The organism is Massilia sp. TWR1-2-2 (assembly GCF_049897565.1).
Taxonomy (GTDB): Bacteria; Pseudomonadota; Gammaproteobacteria; order Burkholderiales; family Burkholderiaceae_D; genus JAFCUW01.
The window spans coordinates 22,291-37,809 of the sequence record NZ_JAFCWM010000021.1 but is presented as its reverse complement, the minus strand read 5'-3'; the positions used below and the strand labels follow the sequence as shown (position 1 = coordinate 37,809).

At 66.5% G+C, this 15,519-nt stretch carries 18 protein-coding genes; 9 read left to right on the top strand and 9 right to left on the bottom strand.

Annotation, left to right across the window (positions count from 1 at the left end; translation table 11 throughout):
- Positions 1 to 86: 86 nt before the first annotated feature.
- A complete protein-coding gene (locus ACP7DD_RS18945) occupies positions 87 to 641 on the top strand; it encodes a glycine zipper domain-containing protein (RefSeq protein ID WP_426176356.1) in 555 nt (184 codons plus the stop codon).
- A gap of 164 nt (positions 642 to 805) precedes the next feature.
- A complete protein-coding gene (phbB, locus tag ACP7DD_RS18940) occupies positions 806 to 1,552 on the top strand; it encodes an acetoacetyl-CoA reductase (RefSeq protein WP_426176355.1) in 747 nt (248 codons plus the stop codon).
- Positions 1,553 to 1,630: 78 nt separating this feature from the next.
- On the opposite strand, the gene ACP7DD_RS18935 is transcribed toward phbB, so the two are convergent.
- The 9 genes from ACP7DD_RS18935 to ACP7DD_RS18895 all read right to left on the bottom strand — a co-directional run bounded on the left by ACP7DD_RS18935 (position 1,631) and on the right by ACP7DD_RS18895 (position 9,117).
- Positions 1,631 to 1,999 (bottom strand): TraR/DksA family transcriptional regulator, encoded by a 369-nt coding sequence (locus ACP7DD_RS18935; protein ID WP_426176354.1) that lies wholly within the window; start codon positions 1,997 to 1,999, stop codon positions 1,631 to 1,633.
- 142 nt (positions 2,000 to 2,141) lie between these two features.
- The gene (locus tag ACP7DD_RS18930; RefSeq protein ID WP_426176353.1) at positions 2,142 to 2,618 is read right to left on the bottom strand and encodes a hypothetical protein; all 477 of its coding nucleotides are present in this window, start codon (positions 2,616 to 2,618) and stop codon (positions 2,142 to 2,144) included.
- Between the two features lie 18 nt (positions 2,619 to 2,636).
- Positions 2,637 to 3,491 carry a hypothetical protein gene (locus ACP7DD_RS18925; protein WP_426176352.1) on the bottom strand — a complete coding sequence of 285 codons (855 nt, stop codon included), beginning with the start codon at positions 3,489 to 3,491 and terminating at the stop codon, positions 2,637 to 2,639.
- A gap of 85 nt (positions 3,492 to 3,576) precedes the next feature.
- The gene (locus ACP7DD_RS18920; protein WP_426176351.1) at positions 3,577 to 3,942 is read right to left on the bottom strand and encodes a VOC family protein; all 366 of its coding nucleotides are present in this window, start codon (positions 3,940 to 3,942) and stop codon (positions 3,577 to 3,579) included.
- 10 nt (positions 3,943 to 3,952) lie between these two features.
- Positions 3,953 to 4,741 (bottom strand): hydroxypyruvate isomerase, encoded by a 789-nt coding sequence (gene hyi, locus ACP7DD_RS18915; RefSeq protein ID WP_426176350.1) that lies wholly within the window; start codon positions 4,739 to 4,741, stop codon positions 3,953 to 3,955.
- 11 nt (positions 4,742 to 4,752) lie between these two features.
- Positions 4,753 to 6,045: an MFS transporter gene (locus ACP7DD_RS18910; RefSeq protein WP_426176349.1), complete on the bottom strand. Its 1,293-nt coding sequence runs from the start codon at positions 6,043 to 6,045 to the stop codon at positions 4,753 to 4,755.
- A gap of 11 nt (positions 6,046 to 6,056) precedes the next feature.
- The gene (locus tag ACP7DD_RS18905) at positions 6,057 to 6,500 is read right to left on the bottom strand and encodes a MarR family winged helix-turn-helix transcriptional regulator (protein WP_426176348.1); all 444 of its coding nucleotides are present in this window, start codon (positions 6,498 to 6,500) and stop codon (positions 6,057 to 6,059) included.
- 249 nt (positions 6,501 to 6,749) lie between these two features.
- A complete protein-coding gene (locus tag ACP7DD_RS18900) occupies positions 6,750 to 8,117 on the bottom strand; it encodes a DEAD/DEAH box helicase (RefSeq protein ID WP_426176347.1) in 1,368 nt (455 codons plus the stop codon).
- Between the two features lie 220 nt (positions 8,118 to 8,337).
- Positions 8,338 to 9,117 (bottom strand): inositol monophosphatase family protein, encoded by a 780-nt coding sequence (locus ACP7DD_RS18895; protein ID WP_426176414.1) that lies wholly within the window; start codon positions 9,115 to 9,117, stop codon positions 8,338 to 8,340.
- Positions 9,118 to 9,296: 179 nt separating this feature from the next.
- Here ACP7DD_RS18895 and ACP7DD_RS18890 point away from each other — a divergent pair, with 179 nt between their 5' ends.
- Genes ACP7DD_RS18890 through ACP7DD_RS18860 form a run of 7 tightly spaced genes read left to right on the top strand, consistent with a single transcriptional unit; the run spans position 9,297 to position 15,516 of the window.
- Complete coding sequence (locus ACP7DD_RS18890; protein ID WP_426176346.1) at positions 9,297 to 10,067, top strand: RNA methyltransferase; 771 nt, start codon at positions 9,297 to 9,299, stop codon at positions 10,065 to 10,067.
- A 55-nt stretch (positions 10,068 to 10,122) separates the two neighbouring features.
- Complete coding sequence (locus tag ACP7DD_RS18885) at positions 10,123 to 10,644, top strand: hypothetical protein (RefSeq protein ID WP_426176345.1); 522 nt, start codon at positions 10,123 to 10,125, stop codon at positions 10,642 to 10,644.
- Complete coding sequence (locus tag ACP7DD_RS18880; RefSeq protein ID WP_426176344.1) at positions 10,641 to 12,248, top strand: GMC family oxidoreductase N-terminal domain-containing protein; 1,608 nt, start codon at positions 10,641 to 10,643, stop codon at positions 12,246 to 12,248. Before ACP7DD_RS18885 ends, ACP7DD_RS18880 begins: the two co-directional genes overlap by 4 nt.
- Before the next feature lie 3 nt (positions 12,249 to 12,251).
- Positions 12,252 to 13,205 (top strand): esterase/lipase family protein, encoded by a 954-nt coding sequence (locus ACP7DD_RS18875; protein ID WP_426176343.1) that lies wholly within the window; start codon positions 12,252 to 12,254, stop codon positions 13,203 to 13,205.
- 32 nt (positions 13,206 to 13,237) lie between these two features.
- The gene (locus ACP7DD_RS18870) at positions 13,238 to 14,005 is read left to right on the top strand and encodes a response regulator (RefSeq protein ID WP_426176342.1); all 768 of its coding nucleotides are present in this window, start codon (positions 13,238 to 13,240) and stop codon (positions 14,003 to 14,005) included.
- Between the two features lie 53 nt (positions 14,006 to 14,058).
- Positions 14,059 to 14,724, top strand: a complete 666-nt coding sequence (locus ACP7DD_RS18865; RefSeq protein ID WP_426176341.1) for a TetR/AcrR family transcriptional regulator — start codon at positions 14,059 to 14,061, stop codon at positions 14,722 to 14,724.
- A 15-nt stretch (positions 14,725 to 14,739) separates the two neighbouring features.
- Positions 14,740 to 15,516: a hypothetical protein gene (locus ACP7DD_RS18860; protein WP_426176340.1), complete on the top strand. Its 777-nt coding sequence runs from the start codon at positions 14,740 to 14,742 to the stop codon at positions 15,514 to 15,516.
- Positions 15,517 to 15,519 lie beyond the last annotated feature (3 nt).

Below are 15,519 nucleotides of genomic sequence, written 5' to 3'. Positions count from 1 at the left end.
ATCGGCGTGCTAAGTACGCTGGCGAACAGAGTTTGTGCGCAGGGTGGCGCATGCTTGCCACATCATTAATGCAGGAGGAATACAGCATGTCGACAATTATTGCAGGTCATTTTCAGACGCAGGAAGAAATCGACCGGGCGCGCAGCGAACTGGTCGGTGCCGGCTTTCGTGACGAGCACATCAGCGGCTTTTTCGTCAACCAGCCAGGTCAGCACGACATGACGCCGATCGGCGGCGACAACCTGCAGTCGCCGGGCGCCAAGGAAACACCGGAAGGCGTGCTGGAAGGCGCCGCCGCCGGCGGTGCGGTGGGCCTGGCAATTGGCGCGGCCACCTCGGTCGTCACCGGTCCGGTCGGCCCGATCATCGGCGGCCTGGTCGGCGCGCACGTCGGCTCGCTGTACAGCTTCAGCAAAATGAAAGAAAAAGGCGAAGCGGAAGAGGGCGGCGAAAATTACGTCGAGCCGCGCAAAGCGGGCATGTTGCTGGCCGTCGCGCTGAACGATGCCGGCCAGGAAACGCGCGTGCTGGAAGTGATGCGCGACCTGGGTGCCCATCACATCGAACGCGCCGAAGGCAGTATTGTCGATGGCGACTGGGTCGATTTCGATCCGCTCAGCACGCCGCGCATCGTTCCCTGACCTGACCGCGGGCGACGCACCACCCCGTTTCGTTGCGAAGGCGCCATCTTGACGTTGTAGCACCGGCCTTGATATTTCTCAATATTGTCTCGGATGAGCCTCCTAGACTTGATCGTTCGCACCGCACCCGTGGTGTGCAAAGAACAATTGGGGATGGCCGAAGCATGGAAAAGCGCAAGGTAGCACTGGTAACAGGTGGAATGGGCGAGCTCGGAACGGCGCTGTGCAGGCGGCTCGACGCGGCCGGGTTTCACGTCGCAACGACGTACTCGCCGAATAATCCCAGTCCGGAAGGCTGGCTGGCAGCGCAGCGCGATGAAGGCTGCCGCGTGCGCGCCTACAAGGTCGACGTGTCCGACTTTGCCGACACCGAGTGGATGATGCAAAAGCTCCTGGCGGAAATGGGCCGGATCGACCTGCTGGTCAACAATGCCGGCATCACGCGCGACTGCACCTTGCGCAAGATGGCCCGTGCCGACTTGGACCTGGTGCTACGGACCGACCTCGACAGCGTTTTCAACGTCACGCGCCAGGCGCTCGAACCGATGACCGAGCAGTGCTGGGGGCGCGTCATTAACATTTCCTCGGTGAACGCACAGCAGGGCGGCTTCGGCCAGGTCAACTACGCGGCGGCGAAAGCCGGCATGCATGGCTTCACCAAGGCGCTGGCGCTCGAAGTGGCGCGCCACGGCATCACCGTCAACTCGGTGTCGCCCGGCTACTTGCGCACGCGGATGGTGGCGATGCTGCCGCCCGACATCCTCGAGACAAAGATATTGCCGCAAATTCCGGTCGGCCGGCTCGGCGAGCCGGCCGAGGTGGCGGGGCTGGTCGCTTACCTGGCGTCCGACGCGGCCGCATTCATCACCGGCGCCAACATTGCCATCAACGGCGGCCAGCACATGTGCTGAGACCCGTGCTGAGACCCGCGCTGAGACCCGTGCTGAGACCCGTGCTGAGACCCGTGCGGAGACCCGTGCCGGGATTGGCTAGCCGGCGCGGCGCTTTTCGGCCCGCGTCTGGCAGGAGATGCACAGGCGCGCTTCCGGCCGCGCCTGCAGGCGCGAGAAGCCGATCGGCTTGCCGCATTCCTCGCATTCGCCGTAGCTGCCGTCGTCGAACCTGGCCAGCGCGCGCTTGAGAATGAGCATCTGGGCGGCGTTGTGGCCGGCGGCCTCGAGCGCCAAATCGTTGAGCAGGCGCACCGTCGCCTTGTCGGCCGGCGACGTTTCCACTTCCTGCACCGGCAAGTCGCGTGCGCCGGCGTCGGCGCCAACGGATTGCGCCGACAGCGCGGCGAGGCGCTGCTCGATCATCGATTTCAGCAGTGCGAGCTGTCCCGGTTCCAGGCCGTTCATCGTTTGCCTTTCAGGATCGATAGATGGAGCCCGGGGCGGTGACTGGGCTGTCGCAAGTGTAGCGCGTTCGGGGCGCCATGAACATGGCCGCACGCTACGGCGGAGGCGCCCCGCGGGCGGGGCGGGTATCGCGATTGACCGTTCAGGCCGGCTTGACGGGCGGCTTTTTCGGGGCGCTGGCGTTGACCGCATCGACCTGCTTGTCGATTTTGGCCAGCGCGACCAGGATGGGCGCGGCCTGGCCGGTGGCGGCCGCGCCGGCCAGCGACAGCAGGCCGGCGACGAGGCCGACGACGTCGCCGATCCGGGTGATCTGGCGGATTTTTTCGGCCGCCTGCGCCGTCAGTTCGATCACATGCTGCTGCGGCTTGCCGAGCGTCTTGACGACAAAGGTGGCCGCGTCGGCGTACAGGCTGTTGGCGCGCTGGCGCAGCAGCAGCTCGTCGTCGAGCAGCGCGCGCGCGGTCGCCTGCTCGGCGTCGGTGAACGGGCCGCTGTGGCCCTTGATGTCGTCGATCACGCGCGCGTGGATCTGGTCGGCGCAGGCCGACAGCTGGTCGGCCAGTGCCTCGACCTGTGCTACGCTGCCCAGGCCGCCTTGCTCGGTGTCCTTGTTCATCGCCACTCCCTGGATCATTTAATTGCCGGACAGGCCGGAGCGGATCATGTCGATGTCGCGCACATAGCTCGACAGGACGTTGCGCACTTCGACGCTGTGCAACGCGCCGAGGTTCTCGCGCATCTTCTGATGCCCGAGCGATACCTTGGTCAAGCCCTGCGCCGCCAGCTCATAGCGCTTGTCGAGGATCTTGTATTCGGACGACTTGTTCAGGTAGTGCACCTTGGCCAGCGTCACCAGCATGCGCTCCTTCGGCTGGTTGGCGAACGGGATTTCGATGTCGAAAATGCCGAGGATGGTTTTCTTCTCGTTTTCGTGCGTCTTGGCATAAAAGCGGGTCAGCGTCAGCATGCCGTCGAGCAGCAGCTGCAGGTCGTGGTCGCCGTCGCGCACCATCGTCTCGACGCTGCGGTTCTGGTAGCCGGAGGCGATCGCGCGAGTCAGCAGGCGCGTCAGGCCGGTGTAGGCGGTGACGTGGCGCTGGTCGAGCGGGCTGTCGAGGTTGGCCTTGATGCCGTTGCCGAGGCCGTCGAGCTTGTCGCTGAGGTCGTAGCGGGCGTCGCCGGCGAGCATGCTGAGCGTTTGCATGTAGAGCACGACCGCCTTCTGCGCGCTGACGAAGTCCTCGTACACCGCGCGCCGCTTGGCGTCGGTGTCGCGGCCGATCTTTTCGGCCGCCGGCGGCAGGTACAGCTGTTCGCGCGCGTAGGTGTCGCGAAAGCGGGTCGACAATTCGGCGTAACCGCCCAGCTTGGCCGACTGGTCGGCAAAGGCGCGCACTTCCTGCAGGCTGACGTTGTTGGTGGCGCAGCCGCCCAGCAGCAGGCAGACGCACAGGGCAAACCAGGAAAATAGACGGCGGAGGAAAGGCATGGGTCCTTTCTGGCCGCGCGGGAAGGCGAGCCGGAAGGAGACATTCTTGCCCTTCTATCCGGGGGACATCTTGCTCGAAGTCAAGTTAGCGAACCTTGGCCAGGTCGAAGTGGGGATTCTGGACCACGCCGAGCCGGTTGCCGTACGGGTCGAGCAGGACGGCGACGAGGATGCCGCCGCCGACGTCGGCGACCGGGCTGTCGATGGTCGCGCCGAGCGCGGCGATGCGCGCTACGTCGGCGACGATGTCCTGCGTGCCCCAGTAGGCGGTGGCGCCGGTGGCGCCGGGCACGCCGTCGGGAATCAGGCCGAGCTCAAAGCCGCCGACCTCGAAGCCGACATAGAACGGCTCGTTGAAATACGGTTCGCGCTCGAGCACGCGCTTGTACCACGCGGTGGCGTCGGCGATGTCGGTGACGGGGTAGACGACGGTACGCAGGCCTTCAATCATGTTGTTCCTTTTACTGTGATGGTGGCAGCCATGGCGCGCGCCAGGCCAGGCTGTCGGCGCTGTCGCCGCGGGGAATGTATTCGCAGCCGATCCAGCCATCGTAACCGATCTCGTCGAGCAGGCCGAACAGGAACGGATAGTTGATCTCGCCGGTGCCCGGCTGGTGCCGGCCGGGCGTGTCGGCAATCTGGATGTGGCCGATGCGCGCCAGGTTGGCGCGCAAGGTGTTGGCCAGCTCGCCTTCCATGCGCTGCATGTGATAAATGTCGTACTGCAAAAACAGCTTGTCGGCGCCGACCTCGTCGATGATGCCAAGCGCCTGGCGCGTGCCGCTGAGGAAGTAGCCGGGCATGTCGAAGGTATTGATCGGTTCGATCAGCAGGCGCACGCCGCGCGCGCGGCAGGCGGCGGCGGCGAACTTCAGGTTCGCCACGTACACCTCGTGCGCCCGTTCGTGCGGCACGTTCGGTGGTAACTTTCCGGCCAGGCAGTGCAGCTGGCGCACGCCGAGCTCCTCGGCGTAATCGAGGGCCAGCGTCACGCTGGTTTCGAACTCGGCGGCGCGGCGCGGATCGCAGGCCAGGCCGCGCTCGCCGGCGGCCCAGTCGCCGGCCGGCAAGTTGAACAGCACCAGCTGCAGCTGGTGGCGGGCCAGCCGCTTGGCGATCTGTTCCGGCTCGAAGGCGTACGGGAACAGGAACTCGACGGCGTCGAAGCGGGCTGCGCGGGCGGCGGCGAAGCGGTCGAGAAAATTTATTTCCCCGAACATCATGCTCAGGTTGGCTGCAAATTTCGGCATGCTTTATCAGGTCAAGGCGCAGAACCCGATATCGTAGCCGATTTCGCATCGTTCATCACGCGCATCGGTGTCAGCGCGAACGCGCACGCGGCGCCGACGAGCAGGAAGGCGCCGGCGCCGATAAACAGTTGCGCCAACGTCAGGTACTGCATCAGCCAGCCGGTGACGGACGCCGCCAGCGGCGCCAGTCCCAGCAGGATGAACATGAAGATGCTCATCGTGCGGCCCAGCATATTGCGCGGCACGCGCCGCTGGATCCACGTAAACACCGCCACCTGCATGAAGCCGCTCAGCGCGCCGAGCAGCAGCATCAGCGCCGTTGCCTGCCAGGCCGTGTCGACGCCACCCATCAACATCAGCACCAGGCCGGCGGCCGCGTCCGCTGCCAGCAAGGTCGTGCCGAGCGTGCCGATGCGCAGGTCGCTCTTGATCGACGACAAGGTCATGCCCAGCAGGCTGCCGGCCGCGTGGCCGCCCATCACCAGGCCGAGTGCCGCGGCGCCGCCGAGCCGGCTGCTGGCCAGCACCGGCATCGCCACCTGCATGGCGCCGCCCACCACCAGCGAGATCACGCCCCAGTACAGGAAGGCGGCGCGCATTTCCCGGTCGCGCCAGACCATGGCGATGCCGCCTGCGATGGCGCGCAGCGCGCGCTCGGGCGCGGCGCGCACGGCGCTGGCGTGCATCGTGACCCGGTGCAGCGTCCAGATGGTGGCGGCAAACGTCAGCGCATCGAGCGCGAAGGCAATGCCCAGGCCGCGGCTGTCGGCGATGGCGCTGGCGTCGTGGCCGGAAAACGCGATCAGCACGCCGGCCAGCAATGGCCCTGCCAGCGAAGTCAGCACCCGCGTGCTCATCATGATGCCGTTCGCCAGCTGCAGCTGGTCCGGCGCGACCACGCTCGGCAGCATAGCCGTGCCGGCCGGGATGCTGAAGGCCGACGCCAGGCCGATGCCGAGCGCCAGTGCATAGACGATCGGCATGGTGACCTGGTGGCTCAGCACCAGCAGCGACAGCAGGCTGAGCAGGAATGCGTTGGCGTACTTCGACAGCATCATCACGCGCTTGGGCGAATAGCGGTCCACCAGTGCGCCGCCGACGAGGATGAAGATGGCGCGCGGCACGCCCATCACGGCCAGTACCAGGCCGAGCGCGAACGGATCGCCGGTCATCTGCAGTACCAGCCACGGCAGCGCGATCAAGGTGAACTGGTCGCCCAGCATCGAGATCGCGCCGCCGGCCATCAGCCAGCGGAAATTCGTGTCGCGCAGCAGCGCGGTGCGTGCGGGGGCGGCAGGGCGCATGGTGGATCCGGTCAGCAGTTCGAAGCGTTGATGCCGGCCAGCTGGCCGAGCAGTGCGGACATCGCGTCGAGGTCGGTTGCGGCCACGCCTTGCAGCAAGTCGCCGCTGATCAGGTTGGTGGTGGCGGTGGCGTTGACCACCAGCTCCTTGCCGACCGGCGTGATGGCCGCATAGCCGACGCGGGCGTCGCGCGGATCGGTCTCGCGGGCGACGAGGCCAATTTTCTCGAGCGGCAGCAGTGCGCGGGTGACGCCGGAGGCCGTCAAGCCGAGACGCTCGGCCAGGTCGACGCGGCGCAGGCGGCCGGCGGCGGCGCGGCTGAGGTGATCGAGCAGCTGGAAGTCGCCGAAACTGATGCCATGCACGCTGCCGAGCGAGCTGTCGAAGCGGCGGATCATCGCTGCATGGGCCCGCGCCATGCGCAGGCAGAAGTCGGTGGTGGTGGAGCTGGTCATCGGAATATCCTTTATAGATACTGCATATGTGTTTGAGTACGCAAGTATATATCAATTACTTGCGTAGTCAATTGCGACTTTTAAGCTGGGGTCTGGTCTGACAATCGGACAAAAGCTGGGGTCAGGTCTCTTAAGCCCCCTCTGTCAGACCTGACCCCAGCAAAATGTCCGAATGTCAGACCTGACCCCAGTATTGCAAGCAAATTTCCAGGCGAAAAAAAACCGGGCGGACCCGGTTTCTTGTGCGACTTAACGGCCGCGGCCGCCCGAACGGTGCGGCGCTGCGGGACGTGGACCGCGCCCGCCGCCGCCTGGGGCAGCAGTGCCGCCGGCGCTGCGCGGCTTGGCCGTGCTGCGTCCACCGCCGCCGCCGACTTTGACGACCTGGCCGCCGGAGCGACCGCCGCGTCCGCCGTGGCCTGGCGCGCCGCTGCGCAGCTGGATCGCCTGCGCACGCGCAGTCGGATCCGGCTCGAAGCCGGCAATGACCTCGCGCGGCAGGGTCTGCTTGATGAGCTTTTCGATGTCTTTCAACATTTCGTGCTCGTCCACGCAGACCAGCGACACCGCTTCGCCGGTGGCGCCGGCACGGCCGGTACGGCCGATCCGGTGCACATAATCTTCCGGAATGTTCGGCAGGTCGTAGTTGACCACGTGCGGCAACTGGTCGATGTCGATGCCGCGCGCGGCGATGTCGGTTGCCACCAGCACTTGCAAGGCGCCATCCTTGAACTCGGACAGCGCCTTGGTGCGCGCCGACTGGCTCTTGTTGCCGTGGATCGCCATCGCGCCGATGCCGTCGCCATTGAGCTGCTCGACGAGCTTGTTGGCGCCGTGCTTGGTACGCATGAACACCAGCACCTGGGTCCAGTTGTTGGTCTTGATCAGGTGCGCCAGCATCTGGTGCTTCTTGTCGCGGTCGACCGGGTGAATCTTCTGCTGGATCACTTCCACGGTCGAATTGCGGCGCGCCACTTCGATCATCGCCGGCTTGTTCAGCAGGCCGTCGGCCAGCGCCTTGATCTCTTCCGAGAACGTGGCCGAGAACAACAGGTTCTGGCGCTTCGGCGGCAGCACTGCCAGTACTTTCTTGATGTCGCGGATAAAACCCATGTCGAGCATGCGGTCGGCTTCGTCGAGAATCAGGATTTCGACCTTCGACAGGTCGACGGTGCGCTGTTCCATATGGTCGAGCAATCGGCCGGGTGTCGCCACCAGGATGTCGACGCCATGCTTGAGTTGCTTGATCTGCGGGTTGATGCCGACGCCGCCGAAAATGACGGTCGAATTGAGGTGCGTGTACTTGCCGTACGTGCGCACGCTTTCCTCGACCTGCGCGGCGAGCTCGCGCGTCGGGGTCAGGATCAGCGCGCGCACGGCGCGGGTCGACGTCTTGCTGGTGAGCGCGGCGCCGATCTTGTCGGTCGACAGGCGGTTCAGGATCGGCAAGGTGAAGCCGGCGGTCTTGCCGGTGCCGGTCTGCGCGCCTGCCAGCAGGTCGCCGCCGGCCAGCACGGCAGGAATGGCCTGGGTCTGGATCGGCGTCGGGACGGTGTAGCCGTGCTCGGTAACAGCGCGAACGATGGCATCGGACAGGCCGAGTTGGGAAAAGGACATGGGTAACTTTATGGTGAGATCGGCCCGTCGCCACAACTTGGAGGCGCCAGTGGCAGGCAATCAGATTAGGAAATCAAGGCGGCAGACACACTGGATACGTTGCCGCTGATATTGCATTATAGTAATTATCGCCCGGCTTGTCGAGCCGGCGATGCGGGCAGCCGGGGCGGGCAGTTCACTGCGCTAGCCCGGTATCGATGCTTGCCCGTATTCTACGTCATTACGCGAATGGCGACAGCAGGGTGATCATCTGGCCGAACACCTTCGGGCTGGCGGCGATGATGTCGCCCTTGTTCAGGTACTTCGATTCGCCGTTGAACTCGCCGCAAATGCCGCCCGCTTCGGTCACCAGCAGCGCGCCGGCCGCCATGTCCCAAGGCTTCAGGCCTTTTTCGAAGAAGCCGTCGCTGCGCCCGGCGGCCACGTTCGCCAGTTCCAGCGCGGCCGAGCCGGCGCTGCGGATGCCCTGGCAGCGTTCGGCCATGACCTGGTACATGCGCAGGTATTCGTCGAGCGCGCGCGGGCCGGCGCCGTGGCCGGCCGAGATCAGTGTGTTGGTCAGCCGGTCGTGCTTGGTGACGCGGATGCGTTTTTCGTTGAGGAAGGCGCCGGCGCCTTTCGACGCGGTGTACAGGTCGTTACGGACCGGGTCGTAGATGACGGCCTGCGTGATGATGCCGCGCTGCTGCAGCGCGATCGATACGCAATAGTTGGGATAGCCGTGCATGAAGTTGGTGGTGCCATCGATCGGGTCGATGATCCAGGCGAATTCGCTGTCGTCGTTCATGTTGGCCGAAGCGCCCGATTCCTCGGCCAGGACCGCATGGTCGGGATACGCCTTGAGCAGCGTCTCGACGATGGCCTGCTCGGCCGCCTGGTCGACATCGGTGACGAAATCGTTGTGTTGTTTTTCGGTGATCGCGATGCGGTCGACGTCGAAAGCGGCGCGATTGATCACGGTGGCGGCGCGGCGGGCGGCCTTGATCGCCGTGTTGAGCATTGGATGCATGATGGTCTTTTCCGTTGTAAGAACGCTAACGCCACCGCGCTGGCAAGCGCCGGAAACGATAATGAGCAAGAGTGAATTAAAGAGCGGGGCAGCGCCGAAATGGTTAGAATTCGCGGGCCAGTGTGGCCTGCTTGTTAACGTAATCGAACTGCGCGATAGCGCTATTTTAAATGAACCAGCCCGAAACCAACATCTCTGTTTTCAATCGCCTGCGTTTTGTGCTGGTCGAAACTAGCCGCGCCGGCAATATCGGCGCCGTCGCGCGCGCCATCAAGACGATGGGTTTTTCCGACCTGGTGCTGGTCAATCCGCGTTTTCCGCACGCCTTGCAAGACCCCGAGGCGATCGCCTTTGCCAGCGGCGCCCAGGATGTGCTGGAAGGGGCGCGCATCGTCGGCGACATCGCCCAGGCGCTCGAAGGCTGCAACTTCGCCGCCGCGGTGTCGGCGCGGCTGCGCGAATTTTCGCCGCCGGTGTGGACGCCGCGCGCCTTCGCCGGCCACGTCGCCGGCCACACCGAGGGCGAGGGCGCCCTCACCACGGCCCTCATTTTCGGCAACGAGCGTTTCGGCCTGCCAAACCAGATCGTCGAGCAGTGCAATGTGCTGATCAACATCCCGGCCAACCCTGCCTACTCGTCGCTGAACCTGGCGCAGGCGGCGCAGGTGCTGGCCTACGAGTGCCGTGTCGCCGCCGACAGCGATGCGGCGCCCGCCAGTCCGGTGGGCTTTCACGGCGACGCCGCCAGCCGCGCCCAGGTCGACGGCATGTACGCCCACCTCGAACAGGCGCTGGTGGCGATCGACTTCCTCGACGCCGACAATCCGAAAAAATTGATGCCGCGCCTGAAGCGCCTGTTCGCCCGCACCGAGCTCGAAACCGAGGAAGTCAATATCCTGCGCGGCATCGCCAGCCACATATTGAAGCTCGCCAAACGGTAGATGGCCGGGTGCTTTCGCGTACACTGGCTATCACCGACAACATAAGAAGATCGACATGGCGCTATCGCGCAGGCGTTTCCTGACAATTGGTGTGGCGGCGGCGCTGGCGCTGGCCGCCGGCGGCGCCGTCTACCGGCTGGCGGCGAAGCAGCCGGGCCGCTTCGTGCTCGACGGCGAAGCGCGCGCCGCCATCGACGCCATCGTGCCGGCAATGCTGGCAGGCGCGCTGCCGCCGGCCGACGCCGAACGCCGCGCCGCGATTCCGCTTGCCACCGAACGCGTGCACCAGGCCATCCTCGGCTTGCCGCTCGCTACCCAAAAAGAGATCCAGGATTTGTTCGGCCTGCTGGCGCTGGGGCCGGCGCGGCGCTTTCTGGCCGGCGTGCCCGTCAGCTGGTCCGATGCCAGCGCGGCGCAGGTCGGCGCCTTCCTGCAGGACTGGCGCGCGCACCGCTTCGCCACGCTGCAGGTGGCCTACCACGCGCTGCACGACCTGGTGCTCGGCGCCTGGTATGGCGACCCGTCGGCGTGGGCCGCGATCGGCTACCCCGGCCCGCCGAAGGGCTTGAGCGCATGAGCGGGCCGATTGCCGATCCGATCCAGGCCGGGCTGGCGCGCGGCTGGGACGTCATCGACGGCGCGCGGCTTCGCGCCGGCCGCACCATCGAGGCCGACGTCGTCATCGTCGGCAGCGGCGCCGGCGGCGGCGTCAGCGCCGAGATGCTCGCGCAGGCGGGCCTCAAAGTAGTCATCGTCGAGGAGGGCGCGCTGAAGTCTTCCAGCGACTTCAAGATGCGCGAAGCCGAGGCCTACCCGGCGCTGTACCAGGAGTCGGGCGCGCGCAAGACGCGCGACAAGGCGATCAACATCCTGCAGGGGCGCACCGTCGGCGGCTCGACCACGGTCAACTGGACGTCGAGCTTTCGTACGCCCGACGCCACGCTCGCGCACTGGCAGCGGCGCTTCGGCCTGGCCGACTACTCCAGCGCCGCGCTGGCGCCGTGGTTCGCCCGCATGGAGGCGCGCCTCGGCGTGGCGCCGTGGCTGACGCCGCCCAACGAAAACAACGACCTGCTGCAGCGCGGCGCCGCCAGGTTGGGCATCGCCACCGGCGCCATCCGGCGCAACGTCAAGGGCTGCTGGAACCTCGGCTATTGCGGCATGGGCTGCCCGACCAACGCCAAGCAATCGATGCTGGTGACGACCATCCCGTCGGCGCTGGACCACAAGGCCACCCTGATCACCCGCATGCGCGCCGAGCGGCTGGTGTTTCGCGGCGACGCCGTCGATCACCTGGTGTGCAGCGCGCTCGGCGCCGATGGTCTGGCGCCGACCGGCCACACCGTCCTGCTGCGCGCGCGCCACTTCGTCGTCGCCGGCGGCGCCATCAATTCGCCCGCTCTGCTGCTGCGTTCCAGGGCGCCCGACCCGCACGGCCTGCTCGGCCGGCGCACCTTCCTGCACCCGACGGCGGTGTCGGGCGCCGTCTTCGCGCAGCGCGTCGACGGCCACGCGGGCGCGCCGCAGACGATTTATTCGGACCATTTTCTCGACAGCGTGCCGCTCGGCGGCGCCATCGGCTACAAGCTCGAAGCGCCGCCGCTGCACCCGCTGCTGCTGGCCACCACATTGGCCGGCTTCGGCCAGGCGCACGCGCAGATGATGCAGCAGTTCCCGCACGTGCATGCGTTGCTGGCGCTGCTGCGCGACGGCTTTCACGCCGAATCGGCCGGCGGCAGCGTCGCCTTGCAGGCCGACGGCGCGCCCGTGCTCGACTATCCGGTCACGCCCTACGTATGGGACGGCGTGCGCCGCGCGCTGTTGTCGATGGCCGAGATCCAGTTCGCCGCCGGCGCCACATCGGTGCAGCCGATGCACGAGATGGCCGCCAACTACACCAGCTGGGCGGCGGCGAAGCAGGGCATCGCCGGTCTGCCGTACCGCAGCCACGTCACGCGCCTGGTGTCGGCCCACGTGATGGGCGGCTGCGGCATGTCGCCCGACCCGCGCCTCGGCGTCACCGGGCCGGACGGCCGCTACCACGGCGTGCGCAACCTGTCGGTGCACGACGGCTCGCTGTTTCCGACCTCGATCGGCGCCAATCCGCAGCTGACGATTTACGCCGTCACCGCGCGGCTGGCCGACGCGCTGGCGCGTTCGCTTGCCAGGGCGCGCGCCTAGGCCATGCGCGCCCGTTCGTTGCTGCGATGGCTGCTGCTGGTGCAGGCCGTGGCCGCACTCGGCATCGGCGCGGCCGCGGTCAGCTGGCTTGGCTGGAACCGCTGGGCGGGCCTGGCCGCCGGCCTCGCCGCCGTGCTGCTGGTGCGCTTGCTGATCAACGCCAACAACTTCCGCCTCAGCAGCCGCTCGGCCAGCGCCACGCCGGAGCGCTTCCGGCTCGGCGCCGCCGCCCGCCTGCAGCTGTTCGGCGAAGAATTCACCGCGTCGATGCTGCAGTCGTCGTGGACCATGCCGCGCGCGCTGGCGCGCCAAGTGGTGTTTGCCGAATCGACCGCGCCGCCGGTGCTGATGCTGCACGGTTACGGCTGCAACAGCGGCTACTGGAGCGCGCTGGCGCCGCGCCTCGACGCCGCCCGCATCAGCTACGCCACGCTCGACCTCGAGCCGATCGGCGGCGCCATCGACGACTACGCGCCGCTGGTGCAGCGCGCCGTCGAACAGCTGTGCGAGCGCACCGGCGCGGCGCAGTTGGTGATCGTCGCCCACAGCATGGGCGGCCTGGTGGCGCGCGCGTGGATGCGGCGCCACGGCGCCGGGCCGGTGGCGCGCCTCATCACGCTCGGCACGCCGCACCACGGCACCTGTCTGGCCAGTTTCGGGCTTGGCCAAAACGCCGCGCAGATGCGCCGCGCCCGCGCTGCCGACGGCACCGCAAACGACTGGCTGTGCCAGCTCGCCGCCAGCGAAAGCGATGCCACCCGCGCGCTGATCACGTCGATCTACACCCACCACGACAACATCATCTCGCCGCAGACGTCGAGCCGGCTGGAAGGGGCGCGCAATGTCGAATTCGGCGGCGTCGGCCACGTCGCGCTGGGGCGCAACCGCCGCGTGCTGGCGATGGTGATGCGCGAGATCGTCACGGCGGCATGGACAAAACCGCACTCGCGCAGGTAAGCTGAAGGTCCGTTCCCAGTTTCAGGATCCCCGTGGCGCGCATTCTTATCATCGAAGACAATCCCACCAACATGGAGTTGATGTCTTACCTGCTGACCGCGTTCGGCCACACGCCGCTGATGGCGTTCGACGGCGAGTCGGGGGTGCGGCTGGCGCAGGCCGAACTGCCCGACCTGGTTTTATGCGACGTCCATCTGCCCAGGCTCGATGGCTACGGCGTGGTCGCGCAGCTCAAGGCCGACCCGCGGCTGCGCCGCACGCCGGTGCTGGCGGTGACGGCGCTGGCCATGCTGGGCGACCGCGAGCGATTGCTGGCCGCCGGCTTCGACGGCTACATCGGCAAGCCGATCGAGCCGGAGCAGTTCGTCGGCGAGCTGGCGCCGTTCCTCGCGCCGTTCCCCCTTGACGTGGCGGCCGCCGGCACCTTGCTGATCGTCGACGACGACCCCTTCATGGTCGACATCCTGCGCGACTTCCTGGCGCGGGACGGCTACACGATCGTCTCGGCCTCCAACGCGGCCGACGCCATCGCCCTCGTTGCCGGCGGCGCGGTGCAGGTGGTCGCCTGCGACCAGTGCATGCCGCTGATGAGCGGCACCGCGTTCTTTGAGCGCGCCCGCCAGCTGCGCCCGGACTGCTACCGTATCATGCTCACGGCGCTGGCCGATTCGGCCGCGGTGACGTTGGCGATCGAGCGCGGCGACATCGACCGCTGCTTTCCAAAGCCTTGGGATGGCGCCGAACTGCGCGCCGCGGTGCGTGAGGGGTTCGAGGTGCAGGCGCGGCGCGCCGCCGCCTAGTTTTGCCGCATTCGGTGTTATGCTTCGGGGAGTAAAAACCCACGTCGCCCGCCATGCTCCAGAAAGCTCCACGCCGCACCCGCGAACGCATCCTCGAATTGTCGTTGCGGCTGTTTAACGAGTTTGGCGAGCCGAACATCACGACGACGGTCATTGCCGAAGAGATGAATATCTCGCCGGGCAACCTGTACTACCATTTTCGCAACAAGGACGACATCGTCAACTCGATCTTCGCCAAGTTCGAAGCCGAGATCGAACGCATCCTGACAGTGCCGGAAGGGCGCCGCTCGAACATCGAAGACGTCTGGCTGTACCTGCACCTGATGTTCGAGCTGATCTGGCGCTACCGCTTTTTCTACCGCGACCTGAACGACCTGCTGTCGCGCAACCGCAAGCTCGAACTGCACTTCAAGCTGATTTTGGCGCACAAGATCAAGGTCGCCAAGCAGCTGTGCCTCGACCTGCGCACCGAGCAGTCGCTGGAAGCGTCCGACGCCCAGATCGACGCGATGGCCACCAACATGGTAGTGGTGGCGACGTACTGGCTGTCGTACGAATACGTGCGCAATCCGCGCAACTACACCGAGCAGCAGGCGATGGCCGACGCGCTCGCGCGCGGCTGCTTCCAGGTGCTCTCGCTGGTCGGCCCGTACCTGCGCGGCGACACCCACACGCTGTTCGAGAAGCTGTCGCAGGAATACCTGAAGAAACTGAAGTGACACAAGGAGACCGCCATGGCATGGACCGCATTTCCGCACCCTGATGACGCCTACGTTCACGAAGCCGCTTCGCTGAAGTCGGCATGGAACCGCCTGCATGTCGGCGACGCCGAGCCGTTTCCCGGCAAGGCGGTGCTGGTGGACGCCTGGATCGCCTTCCACGCCGGCCAGTTCGAACAGGCGATGCGCCTTGGCCTGTCGGCCGGCATCGACGGCTACTCGGTCGCCCACAAGGCCACCTGCACCCACGCCAGCTACCTCGAGCCGAGCGAGAAAAAGCAGCTGGCGCTGTTCGAGGAGGTGGCCGAGCGCTGCGAGCGCCACCAGGCCGAGCAGCCCGACAACCCGGCCGGCTACTACTGGCAGGCTTACGCGATGGGACGCTACTTCCAGCGCATCTCGATCGTCAAGGCGCTCACCCACGGCATCGGCACCAAGGTGCGCAACTGCCTGGACCGCACCATCGCGCTCGCGCCCGGCCACGCCGATGCGCATACCGCGCTGGGCGCCTATCACGCCGAGATCATCGGCAGCGTCGGCGCGATGATCGGCGGCCTGACTTACGGCGCCCGCAAGGACGAATGCCACCGCGCGTTCCAGCAGGCGCTGGTGCTCAATCCGGCGTCGGCCGCCGCCCGCATCGAATACGCCAACGCGGTGGTGCTGCTCGAAGGGCGCAAGAAGATGGACGAAGCGGCCAGGCTGCTCAAGGAAGCGGCGGCGCTTGCGCCGCAAGACGCCAAGGAGCGCCTCGAAGTCGAGGCGGCCAGGGCACAGCTGGAAAACGGATAGGAA

What these genes read in the sequence shown, in the direction of transcription:
- ACP7DD_RS18880 (WP_426176344.1), top strand. Translation starts at nt 10,641, where the DNA reads ATGAGCGGGCCGATTGCCGATCCGATCCAGGCCGGGCTGGCGCGCGGC.
- ACP7DD_RS18935 (WP_426176354.1), bottom strand. Translation starts at nt 1,999, where the DNA reads ATGAACGGCCTGGAACCGGGACAGCTCGCACTGCTGAAATCGATGATC.
- ACP7DD_RS18910 (WP_426176349.1), bottom strand. Translation starts at nt 6,045, where the DNA reads ATGCGCCCTGCCGCCCCCGCACGCACCGCGCTGCTGCGCGACACGAAT.
- ACP7DD_RS18900 (WP_426176347.1), bottom strand. Translation starts at nt 8,117, where the DNA reads ATGTCCTTTTCCCAACTCGGCCTGTCCGATGCCATCGTTCGCGCTGTT.
- ACP7DD_RS18930 (WP_426176353.1), bottom strand. Translation starts at nt 2,618, where the DNA reads ATGAACAAGGACACCGAGCAAGGCGGCCTGGGCAGCGTAGCACAGGTC.
- ACP7DD_RS18865 (WP_426176341.1), top strand. Translation starts at nt 14,059, where the DNA reads ATGCTCCAGAAAGCTCCACGCCGCACCCGCGAACGCATCCTCGAATTG.
- phbB (WP_426176355.1), top strand. Translation starts at nt 806, where the DNA reads ATGGAAAAGCGCAAGGTAGCACTGGTAACAGGTGGAATGGGCGAGCTC.
- ACP7DD_RS18905 (WP_426176348.1), bottom strand. Translation starts at nt 6,500, where the DNA reads ATGACCAGCTCCACCACCACCGACTTCTGCCTGCGCATGGCGCGGGCC.
- ACP7DD_RS18945 (WP_426176356.1), top strand. Translation starts at nt 87, where the DNA reads ATGTCGACAATTATTGCAGGTCATTTTCAGACGCAGGAAGAAATCGAC.
- hyi (WP_426176350.1), bottom strand. Translation starts at nt 4,741, where the DNA reads ATGCCGAAATTTGCAGCCAACCTGAGCATGATGTTCGGGGAAATAAAT.
- ACP7DD_RS18920 (WP_426176351.1), bottom strand. Translation starts at nt 3,942, where the DNA reads ATGATTGAAGGCCTGCGTACCGTCGTCTACCCCGTCACCGACATCGCC.
- ACP7DD_RS18895 (WP_426176414.1), bottom strand. Translation starts at nt 9,117, where the DNA reads ATGCTCAACACGGCGATCAAGGCCGCCCGCCGCGCCGCCACCGTGATC.
- ACP7DD_RS18860 (WP_426176340.1), top strand. Translation starts at nt 14,740, where the DNA reads ATGGCATGGACCGCATTTCCGCACCCTGATGACGCCTACGTTCACGAA.
- ACP7DD_RS18875 (WP_426176343.1), top strand. Translation starts at nt 12,252, where the DNA reads ATGCGCGCCCGTTCGTTGCTGCGATGGCTGCTGCTGGTGCAGGCCGTG.
- ACP7DD_RS18890 (WP_426176346.1), top strand. Translation starts at nt 9,297, where the DNA reads ATGAACCAGCCCGAAACCAACATCTCTGTTTTCAATCGCCTGCGTTTT.
- ACP7DD_RS18885 (WP_426176345.1), top strand. Translation starts at nt 10,123, where the DNA reads ATGGCGCTATCGCGCAGGCGTTTCCTGACAATTGGTGTGGCGGCGGCG.
- ACP7DD_RS18925 (WP_426176352.1), bottom strand. Translation starts at nt 3,491, where the DNA reads ATGCCTTTCCTCCGCCGTCTATTTTCCTGGTTTGCCCTGTGCGTCTGC.